The following is a 22,301-nucleotide window of genomic DNA, read 5'->3' as shown; positions in this document are numbered from 1 at the left end:
GGTCACTTGTTGGCGACGGCGTCCTGGGCCTTCTTCTGCAGCTCGCCGAGCACCTTGGCCGGGTCGCCGGAGACGGCGCTGCCGACGCTCTTCTTGAGCTCGGCCGAGACGACGTCCCAACTGGTGTCGCCCAGCGGGTAGAAGGCGGCGTGCGGCAGCGGGGCGAAGAACGGTTCGAGGTCCGGGTGCTTGCCGCCGGTGGTCATCGCGCGCAGCGTGTCCTGGGTGACCGGCATCAGGTTGTAGGTCTCGTCGAACCGGAGCATGTTGTCCTCGGTGTACGCGAAGTCGAGGAACTTCCTGATCTGCTCGCGGTGGCCGTTCTTCTTGAAGGCCATCATCCAGTCCGCGACGCCGAGGGTGCTGGTGAGCGGGCCCGCCTTGCCGGGGACGGGGGCCACGCCGTAGTCGACCTTGCCCGCCTGGGCCATCCGGATCAGTGACGGGTGGCCGTTGAGCATGGCGGCCTTGCCCGCGGCGAAGTCGGCGAAGGCGGTCTTGCGGTCGGTGGTGGCCGGGTTGGGGTAGGTGAGGCCGGGGCCCACGAGGTTGGACTTGAGCCAGGAGAAGGTGTCGATGTCGGCCTGGCTGTCGAGGGTGTACCCGCCGTCCTTGTCGGTGGGGCCGCCGCCGTTGCCGAGTTCCCAGAGCATGCTCTCGCCCTGGGCCTCCTCCGGGCCGAGCGGCAGCGCGTACGGGGTGACGCCGGGCGCCGCGGCCTTGATCTGCTCGGCGTCCTTGCGCAACTCCTCCCAGGTGGTGGGGGGTTGGGTGATGCCGGCCTGCCGGAGGATCGCCTTGTTGTAGAACAGGAGCCGGGTGGAGGAGACGAACGGTATGCCGTACTGCACGCCCTTGACCTCGCCGGCCTTGGCGAAGCTGTCGATCAGGTTGCTCCGGGTGGCGGGCGACAGGACGTCCTGCGCCTTGTAGAGGAGGTCGTCGGCGACCTTGTCGGCGTAGCCGCCGGTCTGCAGGACGTCCGGTACGTTGCCGCTCTGGATCATCGTCTTGACCTGCTGGTCGATGTCGTTCCAGTTCACCACCTGGACGTCGACCCTGATGTCGGGGTTGGCGGCGGTGAAGGCGGAGGCGACGCCGTTCCAGTAGGCCTTGGAGCTGTTGGACTCCTTGTCGCCGTAGTCGGCGGCGACCAGTTTGAGCGTCACCTTGCCGTCGGCGTCGGTGCCGCCGCCGCTGCCACCGCTGCCGCAGGAGGTGAGGGCGAGGGCGCCGAGGGCGCACGCCGTGAGGAGGGCCGGCACACGTTTGTCCACCGCAGTTACCGCCTTCGTATGCGCTTGACGAGTGATCGGAGATGCTTGATACACGCTGATTCTGCGCAGGTGCGAAAGAGCTTCCTGTGTTAGTGAGTTCATGTCAACCGTTGCGGTGACAGAAACGCCCGGCCGGGAGGCCCGGCCGGGCGTTGCATCGGTGGGTGCGGGATCAGGGTCCGCGGGATCCCGACTTTCGGGACCCGGGCCCGTGAGGCCGGCGGCCCGGCGTCAGGCGCGCAGGACCCGTACCCCGTCGGCGGCGATCGCCTCCTCCTGCTCCGCCGTGGCCTCGGCGTCGGTGACCAGGTCGTGGACCTCGGAGAGCGGGCAGATCCGGGCGAAGGTGACCCGGCCGATCTTGCTGCTGTCGGCCAGGACGACCGACCGCGCGCTGCTGCGCAGGAACGCGCGGTCGGTCTGGGCCTCCATCTCGTCGTGCGTGGTGCAGCCCTCCTGGGGGGTCAGGCCGTCCACGCCGATGAACGCGATGTCGAGGTGGTACTGGGCGAGCATCCGGTCGGCGGCCGGACCCACCAGCTCGTAGCTGGTGGTCCGGGCGATGCCGCCGACCACCACCAGGCGGATGTCCGGCCGGACGATCAGGTCAGCCGCGATGTTGACGGCGTTGGTCACGATGGTGATCCCGCCGCGTTCGGCCAGGACGCGGGCCAGCTCGCTGGTCGTGGTGCCGCCGGTCAGGCCGACCACCGCGCCGTCGGGCACCAACCGGTCGGCCGCCAGGGCGATCCGGCGCTTCTCCGCCTGCCGCGTGCCGTGCTTGTGGCGCAGCGGCAGTTCGAGGTTGACGGCGCCGGTGACCGCCCCGCCGCGGGTGCGGTGCAGCAGGCCCTGGTCGTGGAGTTCCTGCAGGTCCCGGCGGACGGTGGCCGCCGACACCCGCAGGAGCCCGGCCAGCTCGTGCACGTCGGCGCTGCCCGTCTCGGTGAGGTGCGTGAGGATCCGGGAGGTGCGGTCAGCTTTGAGCATGGCGGAAGTCTAGTGCCGTTCGTGCGAGGGACGATCTTTGCGCGGAGCTGCGTGGAACCGCTCGGAGGCCGGGGAACTGCCCCGGGGGCAGCGGTCCGCCGGCCCGGGCCGGTTCAACGGCCACCGACCGGGCCGGTGCTGTCCCGGACGACGAGCTCGGGGCGCAGCAGCTGGATCGAGTTGGCCGGGCTGCCGGAGCGGGTGAGGGCGCGCAGCAGCAGTTCGACCGCCTCTCGGGCCATCTCCCGCTTGGGGATGGCCACGCTGGTGAGCGCCGGTCGGGCCGCGCCGACCTCCGGGTTGTCGTCGTGCCCGACGATCGACAGGTCGTGGGGCACGGAGCGGCCCGCTTCCCGGGCGGCCTCCAGCGCCCCCAGGGCGAGGACGTCGTGGGTGGCGAAGAGCGCGGTGATCGTCGGGTCGGCGGTGAGCGCCGCCGTCGCCGCGTCGAAGCCGCCCGCGGGGGTGGGTTCGGGCGCGGTGTGGACGGCGTGGTCGGGGACGGTCAGGCCGTCGGCGGCGAAGGCTCGCCGGAAGCCCGCCACCCGCGGGGCGTGGTCGGGGCTGGCGAGCACCGCGACGCGTTCGTGCCCGAGTTCGCGCAGGTGGCGCCCGGCCAGGTGGCCGGCCCGCTCGTAGTCGATGGTGACCACGGGGAAGCGGTCGGGGGCGTCGGTCTCCCAGGCGCACAGGGCGACCGGGAAGGAGGCCTCGGCCAGCAGCGGCAGGTGGTCGATCAGGTCCCGGTCGCCGGCGATCAGCAGCGCGTCCACCGAGCGGCTGGTCAGGCTCGCCAGGTGCCGCTTGGCGCGCTCGCCGTCGAGCCGGGTGGTGCAGAGCAGCAGGTGGTAGCCGTTCGTGTCGAGGACGTCCTCGACCTCCTCGACGATGTCGGGGTAGAAGGAGCCCGTCACCGTGGGGACCAACAGGCCCACCGTCCGGGTGGCGCCGGTGGCGAGGGAGCGCGCGACCAGGTTGGGGGTGTACCCCAGTTCCCCGATCGCGGCGCGCACCCGGGCCGCGGTCGCCGGGCTCACGGCGCCCCGCCCCCGGATGACGTTGGAGACGGTCTGCTTCGTGACCCCGGCGCGCTCGGCCACGTCCTGCATCGTCACCATGACTGGATCCTTCGAATTTACCGGTCAACTTGCTTTTGGTGAAAGGTAGGGCACCGGTGAAGGGGCGTCAAGGTCGATCAAGCCCCAGCTCCGGTCCGCAACTTGAGAGCCTCTTGCGCAATCGGCGTCGAAGCGCCGCAGTCCGGAGCAGGTTTTTGCAAGGACTCTTGATTTACCGGTCAACTCGACCGTATCGTCCCAGCCATCCAGCCGCTCCCCGTCCTCGGGCCCCGGCTGACGACACGTCCGCGCGGCATCTCGCGCCTCCGAGAGGAACCACCCATGGGGAGAACGACCATGCCCGCCGCCCGCATCATCGGGGCGGCCACCGCCGTCGCCCTCGCGCTCGGAGCGAGCGCCTGCGGCAGCGGCTCGGAGGGCGGCGCGAAGGCCGCCGGCAGCTTCACCTACTGGTCGATGTGGCGCGCCGACGAGCCGCAGGCCAAGGTGCTGAAGGCCGCGATCGACGACTTCACCGCCGCCACCGGCGCCAAGGTGGACGTCACCTGGGCGGGCCGGGACATCGCCAAGAAGATCGGCCCGGCGATCGCCGCAAACCGGGCCCCGGACCTGTGGGACGAGTCCGACGACAAGGTCTACGGCACCACCGCCGCGGCCGGCCAGGCCCTGGACCTCTCGCCGGTGCTGCAGCTGCAGGTGCCGGAGGAGAACGTCCCGGTCTCCCAGGTCGTCCCGGCCAAGTACTTCGACATGCTGCCGAAGGACCCGTCCGGCTCCAACCACTACCTGATCCCGTACGAGGTCGTCACCAACGCCATGTTCTACAACGCGGCCGACCCGGCGATCGCCGCCGCCATGCCCAGTCCGCCCACCGACTGGGCCGGACTGCTCAAGGTCTGCGACGCGCTGAAGACGGCCGGGAAGGCGTGCATCGCCTCCGAGGGCGAGGACCCCTGGAGCAACGCGCTGTACTTCGACTACCTGCTCAACGGGGCGGGGGTGAACGTCGCGCAGCTCGCCGCTGACAAGTCCGGCGCGACCTGGGACGATCCGGCGGTCCTCGCCGCGGCGCGGCAGGTGGAGCAGCTGGTGAAGGGCGGCCACCTGATCGAGGGCTACGACGCCACCAAGTACCCCGCGCAGGAGACCAACTGGGCGGGCGGCAAGGCCGCCTTCTACATGGACGGCAACTACGTCACCGCCGAGGTGGCCAATCAGGTCCCGGCCGGCTGGAGGACGGCGTCGATGCTGCCGCCCACCGCGAAGACCCCGGACGCCAGCCTGTTCGGCTTCGCGATCCCCAAGCGGGCCAAGAACGCCGCCGCCGCACAGAAGTTCATCGCCTTCTTCCTGCAGAAGAAGCACCTGTCCGGGATCTCCACCACCGCGCTCAACCTCACCCCGCGCAGCGACATCCCGGCCCCCGCCGAACTGGCCGACGTCCAGAAGGCCCTGGAGGCCCCGACCGTGCGCCTCGGCTTCGACGGGGTGGCCGGCAGCTGGCTGCCCAAGGTCCTGAACGAGAACTACCTGGACTTCTGGCACGGCAAAACCACGGCCGACCGGTTCGTCGCCAAGTGCAAGGCCGACCAGGTCACCTACTGGCAGACCCAGGGCTGACGGTGGCGACGACGATCGACAACCCGCCCCGGACGGACGCCGCCCCGGGCCGGTCCGAGCGCGCCGCCCGCTCCGGCGTCGGCCCGCTGGAGCGCCAGCGCCGCCGGGTGTTCTGGCCCTTCACCGCGCCCGCGCTGATCGTGTACGCGGTGCTGTTCGTCGCCCCGGTCGGCTACGCCCTGTGGACCAGCCTGTACACGTGGGACGGCATGGGCGAGATGGAGTGGCGCGGCCCGCGGAACTACCTCCTGCTGTTCCAGGACCCGAGGTTCCGCACCTCGCTGTTCAACACGCTCGAACTGATGGTCGTCGGAGGCACGATCACCTTCGTGCTCAGCTTCGCGCTGACCCTGGTGCTGCGCGAGATGCGGGCCAGGCTGTTCGCCCGGTCGGTGCTGTTCTTCCCCTCGCTGGTCAACGGCATGGTCTTCGGCATCGCCGCCGGGTTCCTGTTCTCGCCCACCGGCCCGGTCAACCAGGCGCTGAAGCTCCTCGGGGTGACCACACCGCCCAAGTGGCTGTCGACGGACAACCTGCTCCCGATGGTCCTGGGCACCCTGGTCTGGACGGCGACCGGCTACTACACCTCCATCATCATGGCGGCGGTCGACCAGATCCCCGACTACCTCTACGAGGCGGCCGAACTCGACGGCGCCGGCGCCTTCCAGCGCTTCCGGCACATCACCCTGCCGTGCGCCTGGGACGTCATCGCGGTCTGCGCGGTGCTGTGGACCGTCAGCTCGGTGAAGATCTTCGAGCTGATCCTGCTCTACGGCGGCAGCACCAACGCCTATCCGCCGGTGAGCAGTTGGAACACCGCCGTGTACGTGTACGCCGAGGCCTTCCCGCAGGGCACCGTCCCCCGGCTGGGCACGGCCACCGCCGCCGCGATCGTCAGCCTGGCCATGGTCACCCTGATCACCGTCGTGCTGCGCCGCCTGCTGCGCCGCGAACCGATCGAGTACTGACCCGTCGCGTCCCGGCCCCCCGCACCCAACCGGAAAGGTCCCTCCCGTGCGACGCAGTAACCGACCCACCGGACTCGCGAGCAGGATCGGCACGGCCGCCGTCTGGATCGTCGTCGCCGCCGACCTGCTGCTGGTCCTGTGGATCCTGCTGACCTCGCTGCGCAGCGGCCCCGACATCCTGCGGCACGGCTTCGGCCTGCCGACCAGCCCGGACACCGGCAACTACACCACCGCGCTCGACGAGGGCGGCTTCGCGCGGGCGGCCCTCAACAGCGTGCTCACCGCCGGCCTCTCCTCCGTGGTCGCCGTCGCCCTCGCCGCCCCCTGCGCCTACGCCCTCGCCCGGCGCCGCTCGCGGACCTCCTCGGCACTGACGATGAGCTTCGCCATGGGCCTCGGCGTGCCCGGCCAGGTCCTGGTGGTGCCGCTGTTCATCGGCCTGTCCCGGGTGGACCTGACCGACAGCGACCTCGGCCTCGGACTGGTCTACGTCGGCCTGGCGATGCCGTTCACCGTCTTCCTGCTGACCGGCTTCTTCCGCGGCATCCCCGGCGTGCTGGAGGAGGCCGCCGTCCTGGACGGCGCCGGCCCGCTGCGCACCTTCGTCCAGGTGGTGCTCCCGGTCGCCCGGGGCGGGCTGGTCACCGCCTTCCTCCTGCAGTTCATCACCGCCTGGAACGAGACCCTGTTCGCCCTCGTCCTGACGAACAGCCAGGGGACGACCACCCTCCCGGTGGCGCTCTCCTCGTTCGTCGCGGCACAGCAGTTCAACGGCCTGGACTTCGGCACGATGTTCGCCGGGGTCTGCATCATCCTCGCCCCGATGATCGCGCTCTTCTCCTGGATGGGCTCGCGGATCATCCAGGGCATGACAGTTGGGATCGGCAAGTGACCTCGACCCTGCGCACCGACCCGCTCCGCATCGACGGGACCCCCGATCCGGTCGGCGGCACCCTGCCGATCCTGCACGGCCTGCCCCGGCAGACCGGCGCCGGCGCCGGGGTCGACGACGAGATGCGCCGCAACCTGGCCTACGGGGTGCCCGACACCCTGCTGCCGTACACCCGGCAGGGAGGGTACGACCGCGTCCGTACCGAGCGCGAACTCCCGTGCGTGGTACTGGAGAACGAGACCCTCACCGCGACCTTCCTGCCCTCCCTCGGCGGACGGCTGTGGTCCCTGGTCCACCGCCCCACCGGGCGGGAGCTGCTGCACCGCAACCGGATCCTGCAGCCCGCCAACCTCGCCCTGCGCGACGCCTGGCTGGCCGGCGGGGTGGAGTGGAACCTCGGCGCCACCGGGCACTGGCCGCTGACCTGCGAGCCGCTGCACGCCGTCCGGGTGAGCGCGCCCGACGGCACCCCGGGCCTGCGGATGTACGCCTTCGAACGGCTGCGGCGCCTGGTCCTGCGGATGGACACCTGGCTGCCCGCCGGCTCCCCGGTGCTCTACGTCCGCATCGCCGTGCACAACCCCGCGCCGACCGAGACGCCGGTCTACTGGTGGTCCAACATCGCCGTGCCCCAGGACCGGGACGTGCGCGTCCTCGGCCCGGCCGACCACGCCTTCCACTGCGACTACGTCAGCGACCTGCGCCGGGTGCCCTTCCCGGAGGTCGACGGCGCCGACCGCAGCTACCCCGGCCGGGCGGCGCGCGCCGCGGGGGACGTCCGCGCCCACCCCGGCGGGGGACCCCCCCCGGAAGCCGCGCGGGGCGGGGCCGGCGCCGGGCTCGTCCAGACCTCCACCGCCCGGCTGCGCGGCCGCAAGCTGTTCTGCTGGGGCACCGGCACCGGCGGCAGGCACTGGCAGGAGTGGCTCTCCGGCCCGGACTCCGCCTACCTGGAGATCCAGGCGGGCCTGGCCCGCACCCAGCTGGAGCACCTGCCGATGCCCGCCGGCGCCACCTGGTCGTGGACCGAGGCGTACGGGCTGCTGCAGGCCGATCCCACGGCCGTGCACGGGAGTTGGGACGCTGCCCGGGAGGCCGCCGGCGAGGCGCTGGACCGGTTGCTCCCGCCGCTGGAGCTGGAGCGGGCCGACGCCCGGGCGGGGGAGTTCGGCGCGCCCGAGGAGGTGCTGTCCGAGGGCGGCGGCTGGGCCGCGCTGGAGATCGAGGCCGGTGCCCTGCCCGCCTCGCCCGCGCTGCCCTTCGGCGAGCCGGCGGCCGCCCAGGAACCCTGGCGGCAGCTCCTGAAGACCGGCACGCTCCCGGTCTGCGACCCGCCGGCCGAGCCGGTCACCGGGGCGCACTGGCGGCGGCCGCTGGAGGCGAACGCCACGGACTGGCACGCGCTGTACCAGCTCGGGCTGCTGCGCCTGGCCGACGGGGAGCGGGAGTCCGCCCGCGAGGCGTTCGAACGCTCCGTCGCCGCCGAGCCCTCGTCCTGGGCGCTGCGCGCGCTCGCCCTCCTCGCCCCGCAAGCGCGGGAGGCCGCCGACCTCATGCTCTCGGCCCACCGACTCCGGCCGGAACTGCGGGAGTTGACGATCGAGACGCTGGAGTCGCTGCGGCGGGCCGAGCGCCCCGCCGAGGCACTCGCGCTGATCGAGGCGCTCTCCCCGGCCGACCGGGCGCACGGCCGGATCAGGCTGGCCGAGGCGGAGGCGGCGCACGCCCGCGGCGACGACGACCGGGTCCGGCGGCTGCTGGCCGAGGGCATCCAGGTCGACACCATGCGCGAGGGCGAGCTCTCCCTGGACACCCTCTGGCTCGCCGTCCACCCCGGCACACCGGTGCCCCCGCAGTACGACTTCCGCATGGCGGACGGCTGACCGCCCGCTTCCCCCGGACCACTCTCCCGTTCCGCACCCCCCACAGCAGGGGCGCAACCGTGCGCCCCGCCACGGAAGAGGAGTACCAGTGCCACCTCTACGCACCCGATGGGCCCGCGTCCTCGCCGCCACCGCCCTGGCGGCACTCGGCGCCGGAACCCTGGCCGCCGGACCGGCGCCCGCCGACTCACCTGCCGCCGGCAAACCGGCCCCCGCCACGTACACGGTCTCGCTCGGCAGGACCGGCTCGTACGCCTACCCCGACGACACCCAGGCCAGTCCCTACACCGACAAGGACGGCACGTTCTACTTCCAGCAGTCGCACTCGCTGTACGGCGCGAACGACTCCCGGCAGTGGAGCTTCTTCACCGGCCGGGACTTCGACAGCGCCACCAGGTCCGCCGCGATCAGCGACGCCGTCAATCCCGCCGACCCGTCGGACCGCAACGACGACACCACCGCACGCTGCAACAACAGCCCCACCGGACGGCAGTCCAGCTACGCGCCGCAGGGTTCGCACTACGCCCAGCGGAACTACTGCGACCTGGCCGGGGTCTGGGTCGACCCGGACAGCGGGGACTGGTACGGGCTGGTGCACAACGAGTTCACCCCCCAGCCCTTCGGCGACGGCCTGCACTACGACGCGATCGACTACGCCGTCTCCACCGACCAGGGCCGGACCTGGAGCATCAGGGACCACGTGATCACCTCGCCGTACAGCACCACGCGAGGTGACACCGCGGCCTTCCCGCAGCAGACCTTCTCCTACGGCGACGGCGACCAGCGGCTGTTCGTGGACACCGCCTCCGGATACTTCTACGTCTTCTACGGCTCCCGGATCGTCGACAAGGGCGGCAGCTGGGGCGCGTTCCAGCAGCACGTCGCGCGGGCCCCGATGTCCGCCAAGATGGCGCCGGGCAGCTGGCAGAAGTGGTACGACGGCGCGTGGTCGCAGCCCGGGGCCGGCGGCCTGGAGAGCGACATGGTGCCCGCCGACGGCGCCAACCCCACCGGGTACCTCCCGCCGGCCAAGGAGTACAACCCCGCCAACCCCGGCACCGTCGGCCAGCAGATCGCGGCCGGCACGCTCGCCCCGAGCACACCGCTGTTCGTCATGAACATCAGCTACGACGCCTATCTGGGCCTCTACATCGGCACTCCGCAGGCCGTCGACCAGAGCGGCAACGCCCCGCAGCAGATCTACGCCACCAAGGACCTGGCCACCCAGAAGTGGACCCTGCTCGGCGACACCGGCAGTTACCACACCGCCTCCTGGTACCGCTGGTTCCTGGACAGCGCCAGCCTGACCGGCACCACGATCGTCGGCAAGACCTTCCGGTCGTACTGCTCCTTCGCCTGCGCCGGCTCGGAAGGCCAGTACGTCGAGCTCACCGTCGGCTCCTCCGCGCCGGCCGCCCCGCCGGTCGACCTGACCAGGACCTACCGGATCCAGAGCGGCAACGGCCGGGTCCTCGCCCAGAGTGCCGGCGGCTCCGCCGTCACCTCCACGGCCAAGGCGGCCGGCTCCGCCCGCGAGTCCTGGCGGTTCCTGGCCGAGGGCGACGGCTCCTACCGGATCGTCAACACCGCCACCGGTCAGCTGCTGGGCGTCGACCCCACCTCGACGGCGGGCCGGGCCTGGGGCGCCGCGCTGACCGCCACCGGCGCCGCCGGCGGGAACGCCACCGTCGGGCAGCAGTGGTTCATCCTCCCCAGCAAGGCCGGGAAGGGCCGGTTCCAGCTGGTGAACCGTTACAGCGGCCTGGTGATCGGCATGTCCGGCACCTCGGGCCGGCTCGCCGAGACCGTGCCCGCCCGCTCCTGGAGCGACACCACCGGCGGCACGGTCGGCGGCGGCCGCACGGCGGCCGAGCAGACCCTCGCCTTCGCCCCGATCGGCACGGCCCCCGAGGCGGTCGTCCTCACCGCCCCCGGCGACCAGGCCGGCACCGCGGGCAAGGCCGCCTCCGTCCAGCTCGGCGCCACCGACAGCGCCGGCAAGCCGCTCACCTTCACGGCGGCCGGGCTGCCCGCCGGGCTCTCCGTCAGCCCCTCGGGTCTGATCACCGGCACCCCGACCGGGCCCGGAGTCTCGAAGGTCACCGTCACCGCCTCCTCCGGCACCGCGAGCGCATCGGCCGTCTTCACCTGGACCGTCGAGCCGGACCTCAGCGGCAACCACACCCTGACCACGGGCGGCAAGGCCCTCGACGACGCCGACAGCAGCACCGCCGCCGGCAACCCCCTCATCACCTGGACCGCATCCGGCGGGAGCAACCAGCTCTGGCAGTTCCGCCCCCAGCCCGACGGCTCGTACGAGCTGGTCAACGGCCTCTCGTCGATGTGCGCCGACGTCAGCGGCGGCTCCACGGCCGCGGGCGCCCAGGTGATCCAGTGGCCGTGCAGCGGCGGCGCCAACCAGCACTGGAACGTCCGGCCGACGGCCGACGGCTCCTACACCGTCACCTCGGCCCACAGCGGCCTGCTGCTCACCACCGCCTCCGGTGCCGACGGCGCCGCGGTGACGCAGGAGCCGGACACCGGATCGCCGCTGCAGCGGTGGTCGATCTCCTGACCCAGGCCCGCAGGACGGTCCCCCCGGGGCGGTCCTGACGCCGGGCTCCCGGGGGCTGCCCCCGGGAGCCCGGCATTTCCGTCCGATCGGACCGCACGCACGAACGCGCAGGGAACCCGGGAGGACGTCGGGGCCCGCACGGACGACGAGATCGCCGGTCGGGCCGAGCCGCCGGCAGCGCGTCCTCGCCCCGATCCCGACCCTGACCCCGGCACGGCTCGATCGACGGCCGTGCCGGGGTCCTCCCGTGGGCCGGGTCAGTCGGTCGCGGCCTCGCGCAGCCGCGCGGCGGCGGCCTCCGGGCTCACGTCGGTGACGAAGGCGTCGAGTCCGGATTCCACGCCCGCCAGGTACTTGAGCCTGCCGGGAGCGCGCCGGACGGTGAACAGCTCCAGGTGCAGGGCGAGTTCGTCGCCGCCGTCCTTCGGCGCCTGGTGCCAGGCGGAGATGTACGGGGTCCGGTTCGGCGCGGCGCCGGCGGGAGCGGGGAACAGCCGGTCGAAGCGGCGCAGCAGGTCGAGGTAGAGGCCGGGGAACTCGGCGCGCTCTGCCTCGTTCAGCGCGGTGAGGTCGCGCACCCGGCGGTTGGGGTAGAGGTGGACCTCGTACGGCCAGCGGGCGGCGAAGGGCACGAAGGCGGTCCAGTGCTCGCCCCGGAGCACCAGCCGCTCGGGGGCGGCCCGTTCGGCGGCGACGAGGTCCTCGAAGAGGTTCCGGCCGGTGCTCGCCCGGTACGCCTCGGCGCGGCCGATCATCCGGGCGGTGCGGGAGGGGACGAAGGGGAAGGCGTAGATCTGCCCGTGCGGGTGGGCCAGGGTGACGCCGATCTCCTCGCCGCGGTTCTCGAAGCAGTACACCTGTCGGACCTCGGGCCGGGCCGACAGTTCGGCCGTGCGGTCGGTCCAGGCGTCCAATACCAGGCGGGCCCTGGCCTCGTCCAGGTCGGCGAAGGAGGCGTCGTGGTCGGGGGCGAAGCAGACCACCTCGCAGCGGCCGGTGCCCGGCCGCAGGGTGTGCAGGGGGTCGTCCTCGTGGGCGGTGACGTGGGTGGCGGAGTCCGGAGCGAGCGAGGGGAAGCGGTTCTCGAAGACCACGACCTGGTAGTCGGCCGCCGGGACCTCGCTCAGCCGGCCGTCCCGGGAGGGGCAGAGCGGGCACTCGCCGGCCGGGGGGTGGTAGGTCCGCTGCTGACGGTGGGCGGCGACGGTCACCCACTCGCCGAGCACCGGGTCGAGCCGGGTCTCGGAGAGGCTCGCGGAGGGTTCCAGCGGGCGTTCGTCCACGGCGGTCCGGGCCGTGCCGAACTCCTGGTCGTAGTAGACGAGTTCGCGGCCGTCGGCCAACTTGGTCGCGGTCTTGTGCACCGCTGTGCTCCTTCTGCGGGGGAGTTCGGCCAGCCTGTGCCGATCTCCAACAGAATCAAACATATCCGATCGTTTGTCAACAGGTGTAGACCTGCTGGCAGGTCATCAGGCGCCGCTTTCGATCCGTGTTGCGGTGAGAAATCCGCAGGTGTTGACTGTGGCGGCCGATGATGTTTGATTATGTCGAAATCAACTCCCGTCCGCCGATGGAAGCGCCGGCGGGAGCCGACACGACGCACACGCACGACGTACGGGAGCCGAGCAGATGATCGACCGGGCCGCCACCGACTTCGAGGCCGTCCACGGCGCCCGGCCGAGCGGCGTGTGGGCCGCGCCCGGCCGGGTGAACCTGATCGGTGAGCACACCGACTACAACGACGGCTTCGTCCTGCCCATCGCCCTCCCGCACACCACCAGGGTCACCGCCCGCCGCCGCGCGGACGGCCGGGTGCGGCTCCACAGCACCCAGGGCGACGGCACCATCACCGACCTCGCGCTCGACGGCCTGGCCCCCGGGGTCGTCACCAGCTGGGCCGCCTACCCGGCCGGCGTGTTCTGGGCCCTCGCCGAGGCCGGACACGAGATCGGCGGCGCCGACCTCTCCGTCGACAGCGACGTGCCGGCCGGCGCCGGGCTCTCCTCCTCCGCCGCCCTGGAGTGCGCCACGGCCGCCGCCCTGAACGACCTGTACGGGCTCGGCCTGTCCGCGCCGGACCTCGCCCTGGTCGCCCAGCGGGCCGAGAACGCCTTCGTCGGCGTGCCCTGCGGGGTGATGGACCAGATGGCCTCCGCCTGCTGCACGGACGGTGCCGCGCTGCTCCTCGACACCCGGACGCTGGAGCGGCGCCACGTCCCGCTCGACCTGGAGTCGGCCGGCTTCCGGCTGCTGGTGATCGACACCCGGGTCAAGCACGACCTCGGCGACGGCGCCTACGCCGCCCTGCGGGCCGGCTGCGAGCGTGCCGCCGACCTGCTCGGCCTGGCCGCGCTGCGCGACCTGCCGGCCGCCGGCCTCACCGCTGCCCTGGAGCGCCTCCCCGGGGAACTCGCCCCGCTGGTGCGGCACGTGGTCACCGAGAACCGGCGGGTGGCCGAGGCGATCGAGCACCTGGACGGCGGCCGGATCGCCGCGCTGGGGCCGGTCCTGACCGCCGGACACGCCTCGCTGCGCGACGACTTCCGGGTCTCCTGCCCCGAGACGGACCTCGCGGTCGAGGCCGCCGTGGCCGCCGGGGCGCTGGGCGCCCGGATGACCGGCGGCGGCTTCGGCGGCTCCGTCATCGCCCTGGTGGCCGCGGCGGACGTGGCAGCGGTCACGGACGCGGTGCGGTCGGCCTTCGGCTCCGCGGGCTTCGCCGCACCCGTCGCCTTCACCGCCGTCCCCTCGGCGGGGGCGCGTCGGCTGGCCTGACCGGGCGGGGCCCGGAGCGTCCGGTCAGCCGGCGGCCGGTACCACGACGAGTTCGCCGACCGCCTCGGCGAGCGCGCTGCGGGCCGCCGCGGGGAGGGCGTCGTCGGTGATGAAGCAGTCGACCTCCGCCAGGGTCGCGAAGCTGCTCAGGCCGACGACGCCCCACTTGGTGTGGTCGGCGACCACGACGGTGCGGCGGGCCGAGGCGATCAGGGCCCGATTGGTCTGCGCCTCGGCGAGGTTGGGGGTGGTGAGTCCGGCCTGCTCACTGACGCCGTGCACGCCGAGGATGAGCAGGTCCACGTGGAGCGTGCGGATCGTCTGGTCCGCGAGGGACCCCACCAGGGCCGCGGAGCGGGTCGGCGCCCCACCGGTCAACAGCAGCGACGGAACGGTCTCCGCTCCGTCGCTTTCCGCTGCCCACAGCAGGTCCGCGATCCGCAGGGAGTTGGTGACGACCGTCAGCCCCGGGACGTCCAGCAGCCGGGAGGCGACCGCGTAGGTGGTGGTGCCGGCGGACAGCGCCACCACGCTGCCCGGTTCCACCCGCTGCGCTGCGGCGTCGGCCAGGGCGGCCTTGGTGCTCTCCTCCAGCCCGGACTTCACGTCGAAGCCGGGTTCGTTCGTGCTGGCGGTCCCCACCGCGATGGCCCCGCCGTGGACCTTCTGCACGTCTCCCTGGCGTACCAGTGCGTCCAGGTCGCGGCGGATCGTCATGTCCGACACGCCGAACTGCTCGACCAGCTCGGCGACGCGCACCGCGCCGGCCTTGCGGATGGCCTCCAGGATCAGCGCCTGGCGCTGCGGGGCGAGCAAACTCTGATCAGCCACGAAGGCCCTTTCGATCGAACGGGTGCCTGACCGCTCCCGCTTCCTCCGGCAGGCCGACCCTGCCGCGGTCCGGACGTACCGGTGCCACCGCCGAGGGCCGGGCCGGGCACCGGAGCGTTCGCGTCGGTGACCGGGGAGCCGTCGGCCGCGACATGATCCAGTATCCCAGGACCCCGGCGGGCCCCGACCCGACCGGTCGGCCGGTACGGCGGGGGCCCGGACGCACCGCACCGGGAGGACGCGCAACCGCCGGTGCCGCCTGCAGGGGCGGCACCGGCGGTTCCGGTCGCGGTCCGGCCGACCCTCGGCGGCCGACCGCTCGTTCCGCCTCCGGCCGAGTCCGGACCCGCTGCCACTGTGCGGCGGGTCCGGTCAGGGGACGGCCGGGGTGGACGTCTGGGGGGTGGGCGCCGGGGCGCCCGGTACGGGAGACCGGGATCAGGCGGGCAGTCCGACCGCCCGCTCGCGGTTGCGGCGCTGCTGGATGACGACGGCGGCGACCAGCAGGGAGCCCTGGGCGACGTTCTGCCAGAAGGCGTTGATGCCCTGGACGGTGAGGCCGTTCTGCAGTGCGCCGAGCAGCGCGACGGCGAGCAGGGTGCCGCCGATGCTGCCCTTGCCGCCCTTGAGGGCACAGCCGCCGAGGGCGGCCGCGGTGATCGACTGCAGCTCCAGGCCCTCGCTGCCGGAGACCGGCTGGCCGCTGCCGGTGCGGGCGGTGAGCAGCACGCCGGCCAGGGCCGCGACGGTGCCGGAGAGGGCGTAGGCGGCGATCAGGTACTTGTTGAGGTTGATGCCGGCCAGGCGGGCGGCGGTGTCGTTGCCGCCGATCGCGTAGATGTTGCGGCCGATGTCGGTGTAGGTGAGCAGGGCGTGCACGGCGACGGCGGTGAGGATCAGCAGCCAGACCATCGTTGGCAGACCGGCGATCCTGCCGCGGCTGAGGAAGACGAAGACCGGGTCGTTGAGCACGTACCCCTGGGCGCGGCCGTCCGAGACGAGCTGGGCGACGCCCTTGTAGGCGGCCAGTCCGGCGAGGGTGGCGATGGTCGGGTTGACCCGGCCGTAGACGATGACGACGCCGTTGAACAGGCCGATGCCGGCGCCGATGGCGAGCGCGGCGCCGATGCCGAGGTACGGGTCGGCACCGGTGGAGGTGAAGACCATGGCGCTGGTGACGGAGGCCAGGCCGGCCTGGGAGCCGACCGAGATGTCGAGGCCACCGCAGATGATCACGACGGTCTGGACGACGGCCAGCAGGCCGGAGATGGTGGCGGCCTCGGCGATGACCTGGATGTTGTCCCAGCCGACGAAGTTGGGGTTGAGCGAGCCGAACAGGGCGACGACGGCGACGAGGGCGCCGATCAGGCTGAGGTTCTGGCCGCCGATCGCGGCGAGCAGGGTGCGCGGGCCGCCGGACCGGACGGGCAGGGCCCCGGCGTCCGGCACCGGGGCGGTCGGGGGAGTGGCGGTGGTCATCGGGTCTCTCCGGTCTGGGTGGTGGTGGCGGCGAGGTCGTCGGCCATGGCGAGGGCGAGGACGGCCTCCTCCGTCGCCCGGTCACGGGTCAGTTCGCCGGTCGTGCGGCCGTTCTGCATCACCACGACCCGGTCGGCGAGGCCGAGGACTTCGGGCAGTTCGGAGGAGATGACCAGGACGGCGGTGCCCTCGCGGGCGAGGTCGGCGATGATCTGGTAGATCTCGGCCTTGGCGCCGATGTCGACGCCCCGGGTGGGTTCGTCGAGGATCAGCAGGTCGGGCTTGCGGGCGAGCCAGCGGGCGAGGACGACCTTCTGCTGGTTGCCGCCGGACAGGGTGCGGACCTCGGCCTCGATGGAGGGCGCGCGCACGCGCAGCCGGTCGGCGTACTCCTGGGCGAGGGCCTTCTCCCGGCGCTGCTTGACGAACCGCCACCGGCTGAGCCGGCGCAGGCTGACCAGCGAGGTGTTGTCGCGGATCGTGCGCTGCAGGAACAGGGCCTGGGCCTTGCGCTCCTCGGGGGCCAGGCCGATGCCGGCGGCGATGGCGGCGCGCGGGTCCTTCAGCCGCAGGACCTCGCCGTTGAGGGCCACCGTGCCGGAGTGGATCGGGGCGTCGCCGGCCAGGGCGAGGGCGAGTTCGGAGCGTCCGGCGCCGATCAGGCCGGCCAGCGCCACGACCTCGCCGGCCCGTACGGTCAGGCTGACTCCGTGCACGTCGTCGGTGGTGAGGTCGCGGACGTCCAGCACGACGCGGTCGGTGGCGACCTGCTGGCGGACGAACAGCGAGGACAGGTCGCGGCCGACCATGAGCCGGACGAGTTCGCTCTCGTCGGTGGCGGCGGCCTCGACCACCCCGGCGACCCGGCCGTCGCGCAGCACGGCGATGCGGTCGGCGAGCCGGAAGATCTCCTTCATCCGGTGGGAGACGTAGACGACGGCGATGCCCTCGTCGCGCAGCCGCCCGATCAGGGCGAACAGGGCCTCGACCTCGTGCTCGGAGAGCGAGGAGGTGGGCTCGTCGAAGGCGATCGCCCGCGGCGGGACGGCGCCGGTCAGGGCCCGCATGATCTCGACCAACTGGCGCTGAGCCGCGGTGAGTTCGGACCCGAGCAGGTCGGGGTCGAGGACCTTGTCGAAGCCGAGGCGGGCCAGGTCCGCGGTGATGCGGCGGCGCAGCTCGGCGCGGTCCAGGCGGCGGCCGGCCCGGCGGGGCAGCGAGCCGGCGTAGACGTTCTCGGCGACCGGGACGTGCGGGATGATCTCGGGTTCCTGCGGGATGATCCGGATCCCGGCGCGGCGGGCGTCCTGGGGGGACTGCAGGTCCACGGCCTCGCCGTCCAGCAGCACGCGCCCCTCGGTGGGGCGGTGGTCGCCGGTCAGGATGCGCAGCAGGGTGGACTTCCCGGCGCCGTTCTCGCCCATCAGGGCGGTGACCCGGCCGGGCGGGAAGGTGAGGGTGACGTCCTCCAGGGCCCGGACGGAGCCGAAGCGCTTGGACACGCCCTCGGCGCTCAGGCCGGGGGCGCCGCTCGCCGGCGGGACGGGTGACGGTGCGGGTGTGGTCATCGGGGCCTCGTTGGCAGTGCGGTGCGTACGGTCTGGGGGAGCCGTGCACACGGTCGGCGGTGCCGGTGGTCGCGGTACGGTCTCCGGGAGCGCGCCGGTGCGGCGGGCGGATTCGGCAGGTCGGTGCCCGCCCGCCCCACCGGCGGCTCGGCGAGGCGTCAGCTGCAGGACACGCCCGCGGACTGCCAGGTGGCGGCGTCGACCATCGTGGTCGGGGCGAAGGCCTCCTTGGGGAAGTCCTTGCCGTTCTTGAGCTTGTCGTACATGGTCTGCACGGACAGGGCGCCGACGTCCTTGCCGTTGATGAACAGGGCGGCCTTCATCCCGGAGGGCTTGCCGGAGGCCCAGTTCTTGCACGCGAGGTAGGCGCCCAGGCCGACGCCGTCGATGTCGTCGGGGTTGATCCCGGCGTTCTGCAGGGCGGTGACGGCGCCCTGGACGTTCTCGTCGTTGCAGCCCCAGGCCACCCAGTGCTTGACCCCGGGGTTGGCGGTGATGGTGGCGGCGACCTTGTCCTGCGCGCCGGTCGGGGTGTTGTCGGTCGCGACGTCGATCAGCTGCACGCCCGGCACGGCCTGGTCGAAGGCGTCCTTGGCGGCCTTCACGCGGTCGCCGCAGACGGTGACGTCCTGCTTCCAGGCGGAGATGATCCGGGTGTCGGCCGGGTTCCAGCCGGCCTTCTTGAACTCCTCGGCGGCGCGCTGGCCGACCTGCTGGCCCATCTGCCGGCCGGAGAAGCCGATCCGGGGCACCAGGTCGGTCGCCGCGCACTGGGCCGGGGCCGGTCCGCTCGCGCAGACCTGGTCGTCGGAGGTCAGCAGCGCGGCCTTCGCGTCCCGGGCCGTCTGGACCACCTGCGGGCCGACCGCCGGGTCGGGCACCACGATGATCAGGCCGTTGCTCTTCTGGGCGATCGCGGCCTGCACCTCGCCGACCGTCTTGTTCGCGTCGTTGCCCAGGTTCACCACCTTCAGCTCGGCGCCGAGCTCGGCGGCCTTGGCCTTGGCGCCCGCGGCCTCGTCCACGAAGTACTGCTGGTCGCCCTGCTTCTGCAGGTAGGTGATCGCCACCTTGCCGGACACCGGGGCGACGGGCGCGTCCGCGCTGTTCGAGGACGTCTGCCCGGTGGAGCAGGCGGTCAGGCCGACGGAGGTGATCAGGCTCAGCGCGGCGATCGCGGCCAGGCGGCCACGGAGGGGGAGGTGCATGGAGGGGGCTCCTGAGGGTGGGGGCCGATCGGCAAGAAGCAACAAAACCAATCAGAAAACACCACGATCAAACGTGGTGGGTCAAAAGAAAACGCCTGGCCCTGAGCTGAGTCAAGCTCATGTTTCCGGATCGGAGCCATCGAGACCGTCTCGTTATCCCGTCGCGCCGCGGATGGGGGCCGAAGCCGGCGGATCGGGCCGCGATCTTCCGGATCGGAGCAGGTGGTGGCGTGTTCATCGGAACTTACTGATTGGTAGGTTGTTGTCGTGGACAGCTTCGGGCAAAGCCGGGGCGGCGTCAATAGCGCCTGGCAGGGGCACGTCTGCGGGGTGCTGCTGTGCCCCTGTGGCAAGCCGGCTCGGCCGCTGCCTCCTGGCGGCGGCTGGCCGATCGCGTTGTATTTCATCCGAAGTTGTTGATTACTGTTGAATGCTGGGTCTACTGTCCTCCCGGCACCTCTGGCATGGACCCACCAGTACCACCCGGCCGCCCACGCGGTGCCCGAGTCCTGCCGGGCGACCACCCGAGCGCCGGCGCGGCCAGGTACCGGGCCACCTGTCACGGGACCGGAGAAGCCCCTGCCCCGACGTCGTGCCGGGCGCCCCGACCGGGCGCCCGGCACGGAGCAACACCGCCCCCACCCCTCCCCACCCTCGGAGACGCCCATGGGCCGTCAACACCCCTCCTCGACCTGGCGCACCGCCCTGAGCGCGGCGCTCGTCCTCGCCGGCGCGCTCGGCGGCCTGGCCGCACCGCCGGCCGCCCTGGCCGCGACGGAGAGCGCCACCACTACCACCGCCGCCACCTCCACCGCCGTCACCGTCGACGGCACCAAGCCGGGCCTGACCTTCGACGGGGTCGGCGCGATCTCCGGCGGCGGCGGCAACTCCCGCCTGCTGGTGGACTATCCGGAGCCCCAGCGCAGCCAACTGCTGGACTACCTGTTCAAGCCCGGCTACGGCGCCTCGCTGCAGGTGCTGAAGCTGGAGATCGGCGGCGACACCAACTCCACCGACGGCGCCGAGCCGAGCATCGAGCACACCAGGGGCACCGTCGACTGCAACCAGGGCTACGAGTGGTGGCTGGCCGAGCAGGCCAAGGCCCGCAACCCCGACATCAAGTTCATCGGCCTGTCCTGGGGCGCCCCCGGCTGGATCGGGAACACCGGCAGCGGCGGCAACTTCTGGTCCCAGGACTCCATCGACTACGTGATGTCGTGGATGGGCTGCGCCGGCCAGCACCACCTGAACGTCTCCTACCTCGGCGGCTGGAACGAGCGCGGCTTCGACAAGGCCTGGTACGAGAACCTCAAGAGCACGCTCGTCGCGCGCGGTTACGGCGCCACCAAGGTCGTCGCCGCCGACGACACCTGGGAGGTGGCCGACGCCATGGCCGCCGACCCGGCGTTCAAGAACGCCGTCGACGTCGTCGGCGTGCACTACCCCTGCGGGTACATGAGCTCCTTCACCGAGTGCCCGAGCACGCCGACCGCCCAGGCGCTCGGCAAGCCGCTCTGGGCGAGCGAGAACGGCTCCCAGGACCTCAACAGCGGCGCCCCGGCGGTGGCGCGCGGGATCAACCGGGGCTACCTCGACGGGAAGATGACCTCGTTCATCAACTGGCCGGTCATCGCCGCGCTCTACCCCGACCTGTTCTTCTCCACCGACGGCATGTCGATCGCCAACCAGCCCTGGTCCGGCAACTACGGCATCGGGAGGACGACCTGGGTCACCGCACACACCACCCAGTTCACCCAGCCCGGCTGGAGCTACATCGACGCCGCGAGCGGCTACCTCGGCGGCGCGCGCGCCAACGGCAGTTACGTCACGCTGAAGAGCACGAACAAGCGCGACTACAGCACCGTCATCGAGACCCTGGACGCCACCGCGGCCCAGACCGCGAGCTTCACCGTCTCCGGCGGCCTGTCCACCGGCAAGGTCCACGTCTGGTCCACCGACCTCGGCTCCACCGACCCGGCGCAGTGGTTCGTCAAGCAGAAGGACGTCACCCCGTCCGGGGGCCGCTACACCCTCACCCTCCAGCCCGGCCGGGTCTACACCGTGACCACCACCACCGGCCAGGGCAAGGGCACCGCCACCCCGCCGGCCGCCGCGCCGATGAAGCTGCCCTACGCGGACGGCTTCGACACTCCGGCCGCGACCACCTCGCCGAAGTACTTCACGGACATGAACGGCGCCTTCCAGACCGTCGCCTGCGGCGGCGGCCGCACCGGCACCTGCCTGCGTCAGATGGCCCCGAGCTCGCCGATCCGCTGGACCGACGAGCGCTACAACGCCCCGTACACGATGATGGGCGACGGCAGCTGGTCCAACTACACCGTCACCGCCGACACCATGTTCGAGCAGTCCGGCACCGTCGAGCTCCTCGGCCGGGCCAGCCAGCAGGGCCGCAACAACAACGGCCTGAACGCCTACCACCTGCGGGTGAGCGACACCGGCGCCTGGTCCATCGACAAGAGCGACACCAGCTGGAACTTCACCACCCTCGCGAGCGGCACCACCGCCGCCCTCGGCACCGGCCGCTGGCACACCGTCGCGCTCACCCTCGACAACGAGACCCTCACGGCGAGCATCGACGGTGCCGCCGTGGGCAGCGCCACCGACGCGAGCTTCACCAACGGCCGCGCCGGCCTCGGCGTGACCGGCTACCAGACCGACCAGTTCGACGACTTCGCCCTCACCCCCGGCACGCCCACCACCCACACCGGCCCGATCGCGTCCGCCCTGCCCGGCACCTGCGCCCGCCCCGCCGCCGGCACCAGCGGCGCCGCCGTGCAGCTCTGGGCCTGCGACGGCAGCGCCCAGCAGGTGTGGACCCGCTCCAACGGCACCCTCACCCACAACGGCAAGTGCCTGGACGTCACCGGCGGCGCCACCGTCAACGGCTCCCCGGTCGAACTGTGGGACTGCACCGGCGGCGCCAACCAGCAGTGGACGCCCCAGCCGGACGGCACCCTGAAGAGCGCCCAGTCGGGCCGCTGCCTCGACGACCCCGCCGCGGCCACCGCCGACGGCACCCCGCTGGAGATCTGGGACTGCAACGGCGGCGCCAACCAGCGCTGGACCCTGCCGTAGCCGACCGACCCGCGGGGATCCGGAAGACCCCGGACGCGACCGGCCGGGTGCCCGTGACAT

General features: G+C 72.5%; 15 protein-coding genes. 7 read left to right on the top strand and 8 right to left on the bottom strand.

The genetic code is table 11. From position 1 onward, the window contains the following. Positions 1 to 2 precede the first annotated feature (2 nt). The 3 genes from ACFWJ4_RS10935 to ACFWJ4_RS10925 form a co-directional block, all read right to left on the bottom strand. Entirely contained in the window at positions 3 to 1,277 is a 1,275-nt protein-coding gene (locus ACFWJ4_RS10935) for an extracellular solute-binding protein (protein ID WP_380541867.1), read from the bottom strand. Between the two features lie 231 nt (positions 1,278 to 1,508). Further along, complete coding sequence (locus ACFWJ4_RS10930) at positions 1,509 to 2,267, bottom strand: DeoR/GlpR family DNA-binding transcription regulator (protein ID WP_380541865.1); 759 nt, start codon at positions 2,265 to 2,267, stop codon at positions 1,509 to 1,511. Positions 2,268 to 2,380: 113 nt separating this feature from the next. Beyond that, positions 2,381 to 3,385: a LacI family DNA-binding transcriptional regulator gene (locus tag ACFWJ4_RS10925; RefSeq protein WP_380541862.1), complete on the bottom strand. Its 1,005-nt coding sequence runs from the start codon at positions 3,383 to 3,385 to the stop codon at positions 2,381 to 2,383. A 282-nt stretch (positions 3,386 to 3,667) separates the two neighbouring features. On the opposite strand from ACFWJ4_RS10925, the gene ACFWJ4_RS10920 reads away from it, so the two are divergent. From ACFWJ4_RS10920 to ACFWJ4_RS10900, 5 genes are all read left to right on the top strand, one after another. Next, positions 3,668 to 4,966 carry an ABC transporter substrate-binding protein gene (locus tag ACFWJ4_RS10920; protein WP_380541859.1) on the top strand — a complete coding sequence of 433 codons (1,299 nt, stop codon included), beginning with the start codon at positions 3,668 to 3,670 and terminating at the stop codon, positions 4,964 to 4,966. A gap of 2 nt (positions 4,967 to 4,968) precedes the next feature. Beyond that, entirely contained in the window at positions 4,969 to 5,934 is a 966-nt protein-coding gene (locus ACFWJ4_RS10915; RefSeq protein WP_380541856.1) for a carbohydrate ABC transporter permease, read from the top strand. 46 nt (positions 5,935 to 5,980) lie between these two features. Then, positions 5,981 to 6,826 (top strand): carbohydrate ABC transporter permease, encoded by an 846-nt coding sequence (locus ACFWJ4_RS10910; protein WP_380541853.1) that lies wholly within the window; start codon positions 5,981 to 5,983, stop codon positions 6,824 to 6,826. Continuing rightward, positions 6,823 to 8,709 (top strand): DUF5107 domain-containing protein, encoded by a 1,887-nt coding sequence (locus tag ACFWJ4_RS10905; protein ID WP_380541850.1) that lies wholly within the window; start codon positions 6,823 to 6,825, stop codon positions 8,707 to 8,709. The genes ACFWJ4_RS10910 and ACFWJ4_RS10905 overlap by 4 nt, the downstream gene beginning before the upstream one ends. Before the next feature lie 88 nt (positions 8,710 to 8,797). After that, positions 8,798 to 11,284 carry an RICIN domain-containing protein gene (locus tag ACFWJ4_RS10900; RefSeq protein ID WP_380541848.1) on the top strand — a complete coding sequence of 829 codons (2,487 nt, stop codon included), beginning with the start codon at positions 8,798 to 8,800 and terminating at the stop codon, positions 11,282 to 11,284. A gap of 257 nt (positions 11,285 to 11,541) precedes the next feature. On the opposite strand, the gene galT is transcribed toward ACFWJ4_RS10900, so the two are convergent. After that, complete coding sequence (gene galT / locus ACFWJ4_RS10895) at positions 11,542 to 12,648, bottom strand: galactose-1-phosphate uridylyltransferase (protein ID WP_380541846.1); 1,107 nt, start codon at positions 12,646 to 12,648, stop codon at positions 11,542 to 11,544. A gap of 265 nt (positions 12,649 to 12,913) precedes the next feature. Between galT and galK the strand changes: the two genes are divergently transcribed. Next, positions 12,914 to 14,059: a galactokinase gene (gene galK, locus ACFWJ4_RS10890; RefSeq protein ID WP_380541843.1), complete on the top strand. Its 1,146-nt coding sequence runs from the start codon at positions 12,914 to 12,916 to the stop codon at positions 14,057 to 14,059. A 24-nt stretch (positions 14,060 to 14,083) separates the two neighbouring features. Here the strand turns inward: galK and ACFWJ4_RS10885 are convergent, their stop codons facing one another. The 4 genes from ACFWJ4_RS10885 to ACFWJ4_RS10870 all read right to left on the bottom strand — a co-directional run bounded on the left by ACFWJ4_RS10885 (position 14,084) and on the right by ACFWJ4_RS10870 (position 19,145). Further along, complete coding sequence (locus tag ACFWJ4_RS10885; protein ID WP_380541840.1) at positions 14,084 to 14,890, bottom strand: DeoR/GlpR family DNA-binding transcription regulator; 807 nt, start codon at positions 14,888 to 14,890, stop codon at positions 14,084 to 14,086. A 438-nt stretch (positions 14,891 to 15,328) separates the two neighbouring features. Next, the gene (locus ACFWJ4_RS10880; protein WP_380541837.1) at positions 15,329 to 16,369 is read right to left on the bottom strand and encodes an ABC transporter permease; all 1,041 of its coding nucleotides are present in this window, start codon (positions 16,367 to 16,369) and stop codon (positions 15,329 to 15,331) included. Next, positions 16,366 to 17,937 (bottom strand): sugar ABC transporter ATP-binding protein, encoded by a 1,572-nt coding sequence (locus ACFWJ4_RS10875; RefSeq protein WP_380541834.1) that lies wholly within the window; start codon positions 17,935 to 17,937, stop codon positions 16,366 to 16,368. The genes ACFWJ4_RS10880 and ACFWJ4_RS10875 overlap by 4 nt, the downstream gene beginning before the upstream one ends. A 158-nt stretch (positions 17,938 to 18,095) precedes the next feature. Continuing rightward, entirely contained in the window at positions 18,096 to 19,145 is a 1,050-nt protein-coding gene (locus tag ACFWJ4_RS10870; protein ID WP_380541831.1) for a substrate-binding domain-containing protein, read from the bottom strand. A 666-nt stretch (positions 19,146 to 19,811) separates the two neighbouring features. Here ACFWJ4_RS10870 and ACFWJ4_RS10865 point away from each other — a divergent pair. Beyond that, positions 19,812 to 22,241, top strand: a complete 2,430-nt coding sequence (locus ACFWJ4_RS10865) for a ricin-type beta-trefoil lectin domain protein (protein WP_380541828.1) — start codon at positions 19,812 to 19,814, stop codon at positions 22,239 to 22,241. Positions 22,242 to 22,301 lie beyond the last annotated feature (60 nt).

Source organism: Kitasatospora sp. NPDC127067, assembly GCF_042724755.1.
Taxonomy (GTDB): Bacteria; Actinomycetota; Actinomycetes; order Streptomycetales; family Streptomycetaceae; genus Kitasatospora; species Kitasatospora lactacystinica.
The sequence above is the reverse complement of the archived record's forward strand: the minus strand, read 5'-3'. Positions and strand labels throughout refer to the sequence as shown.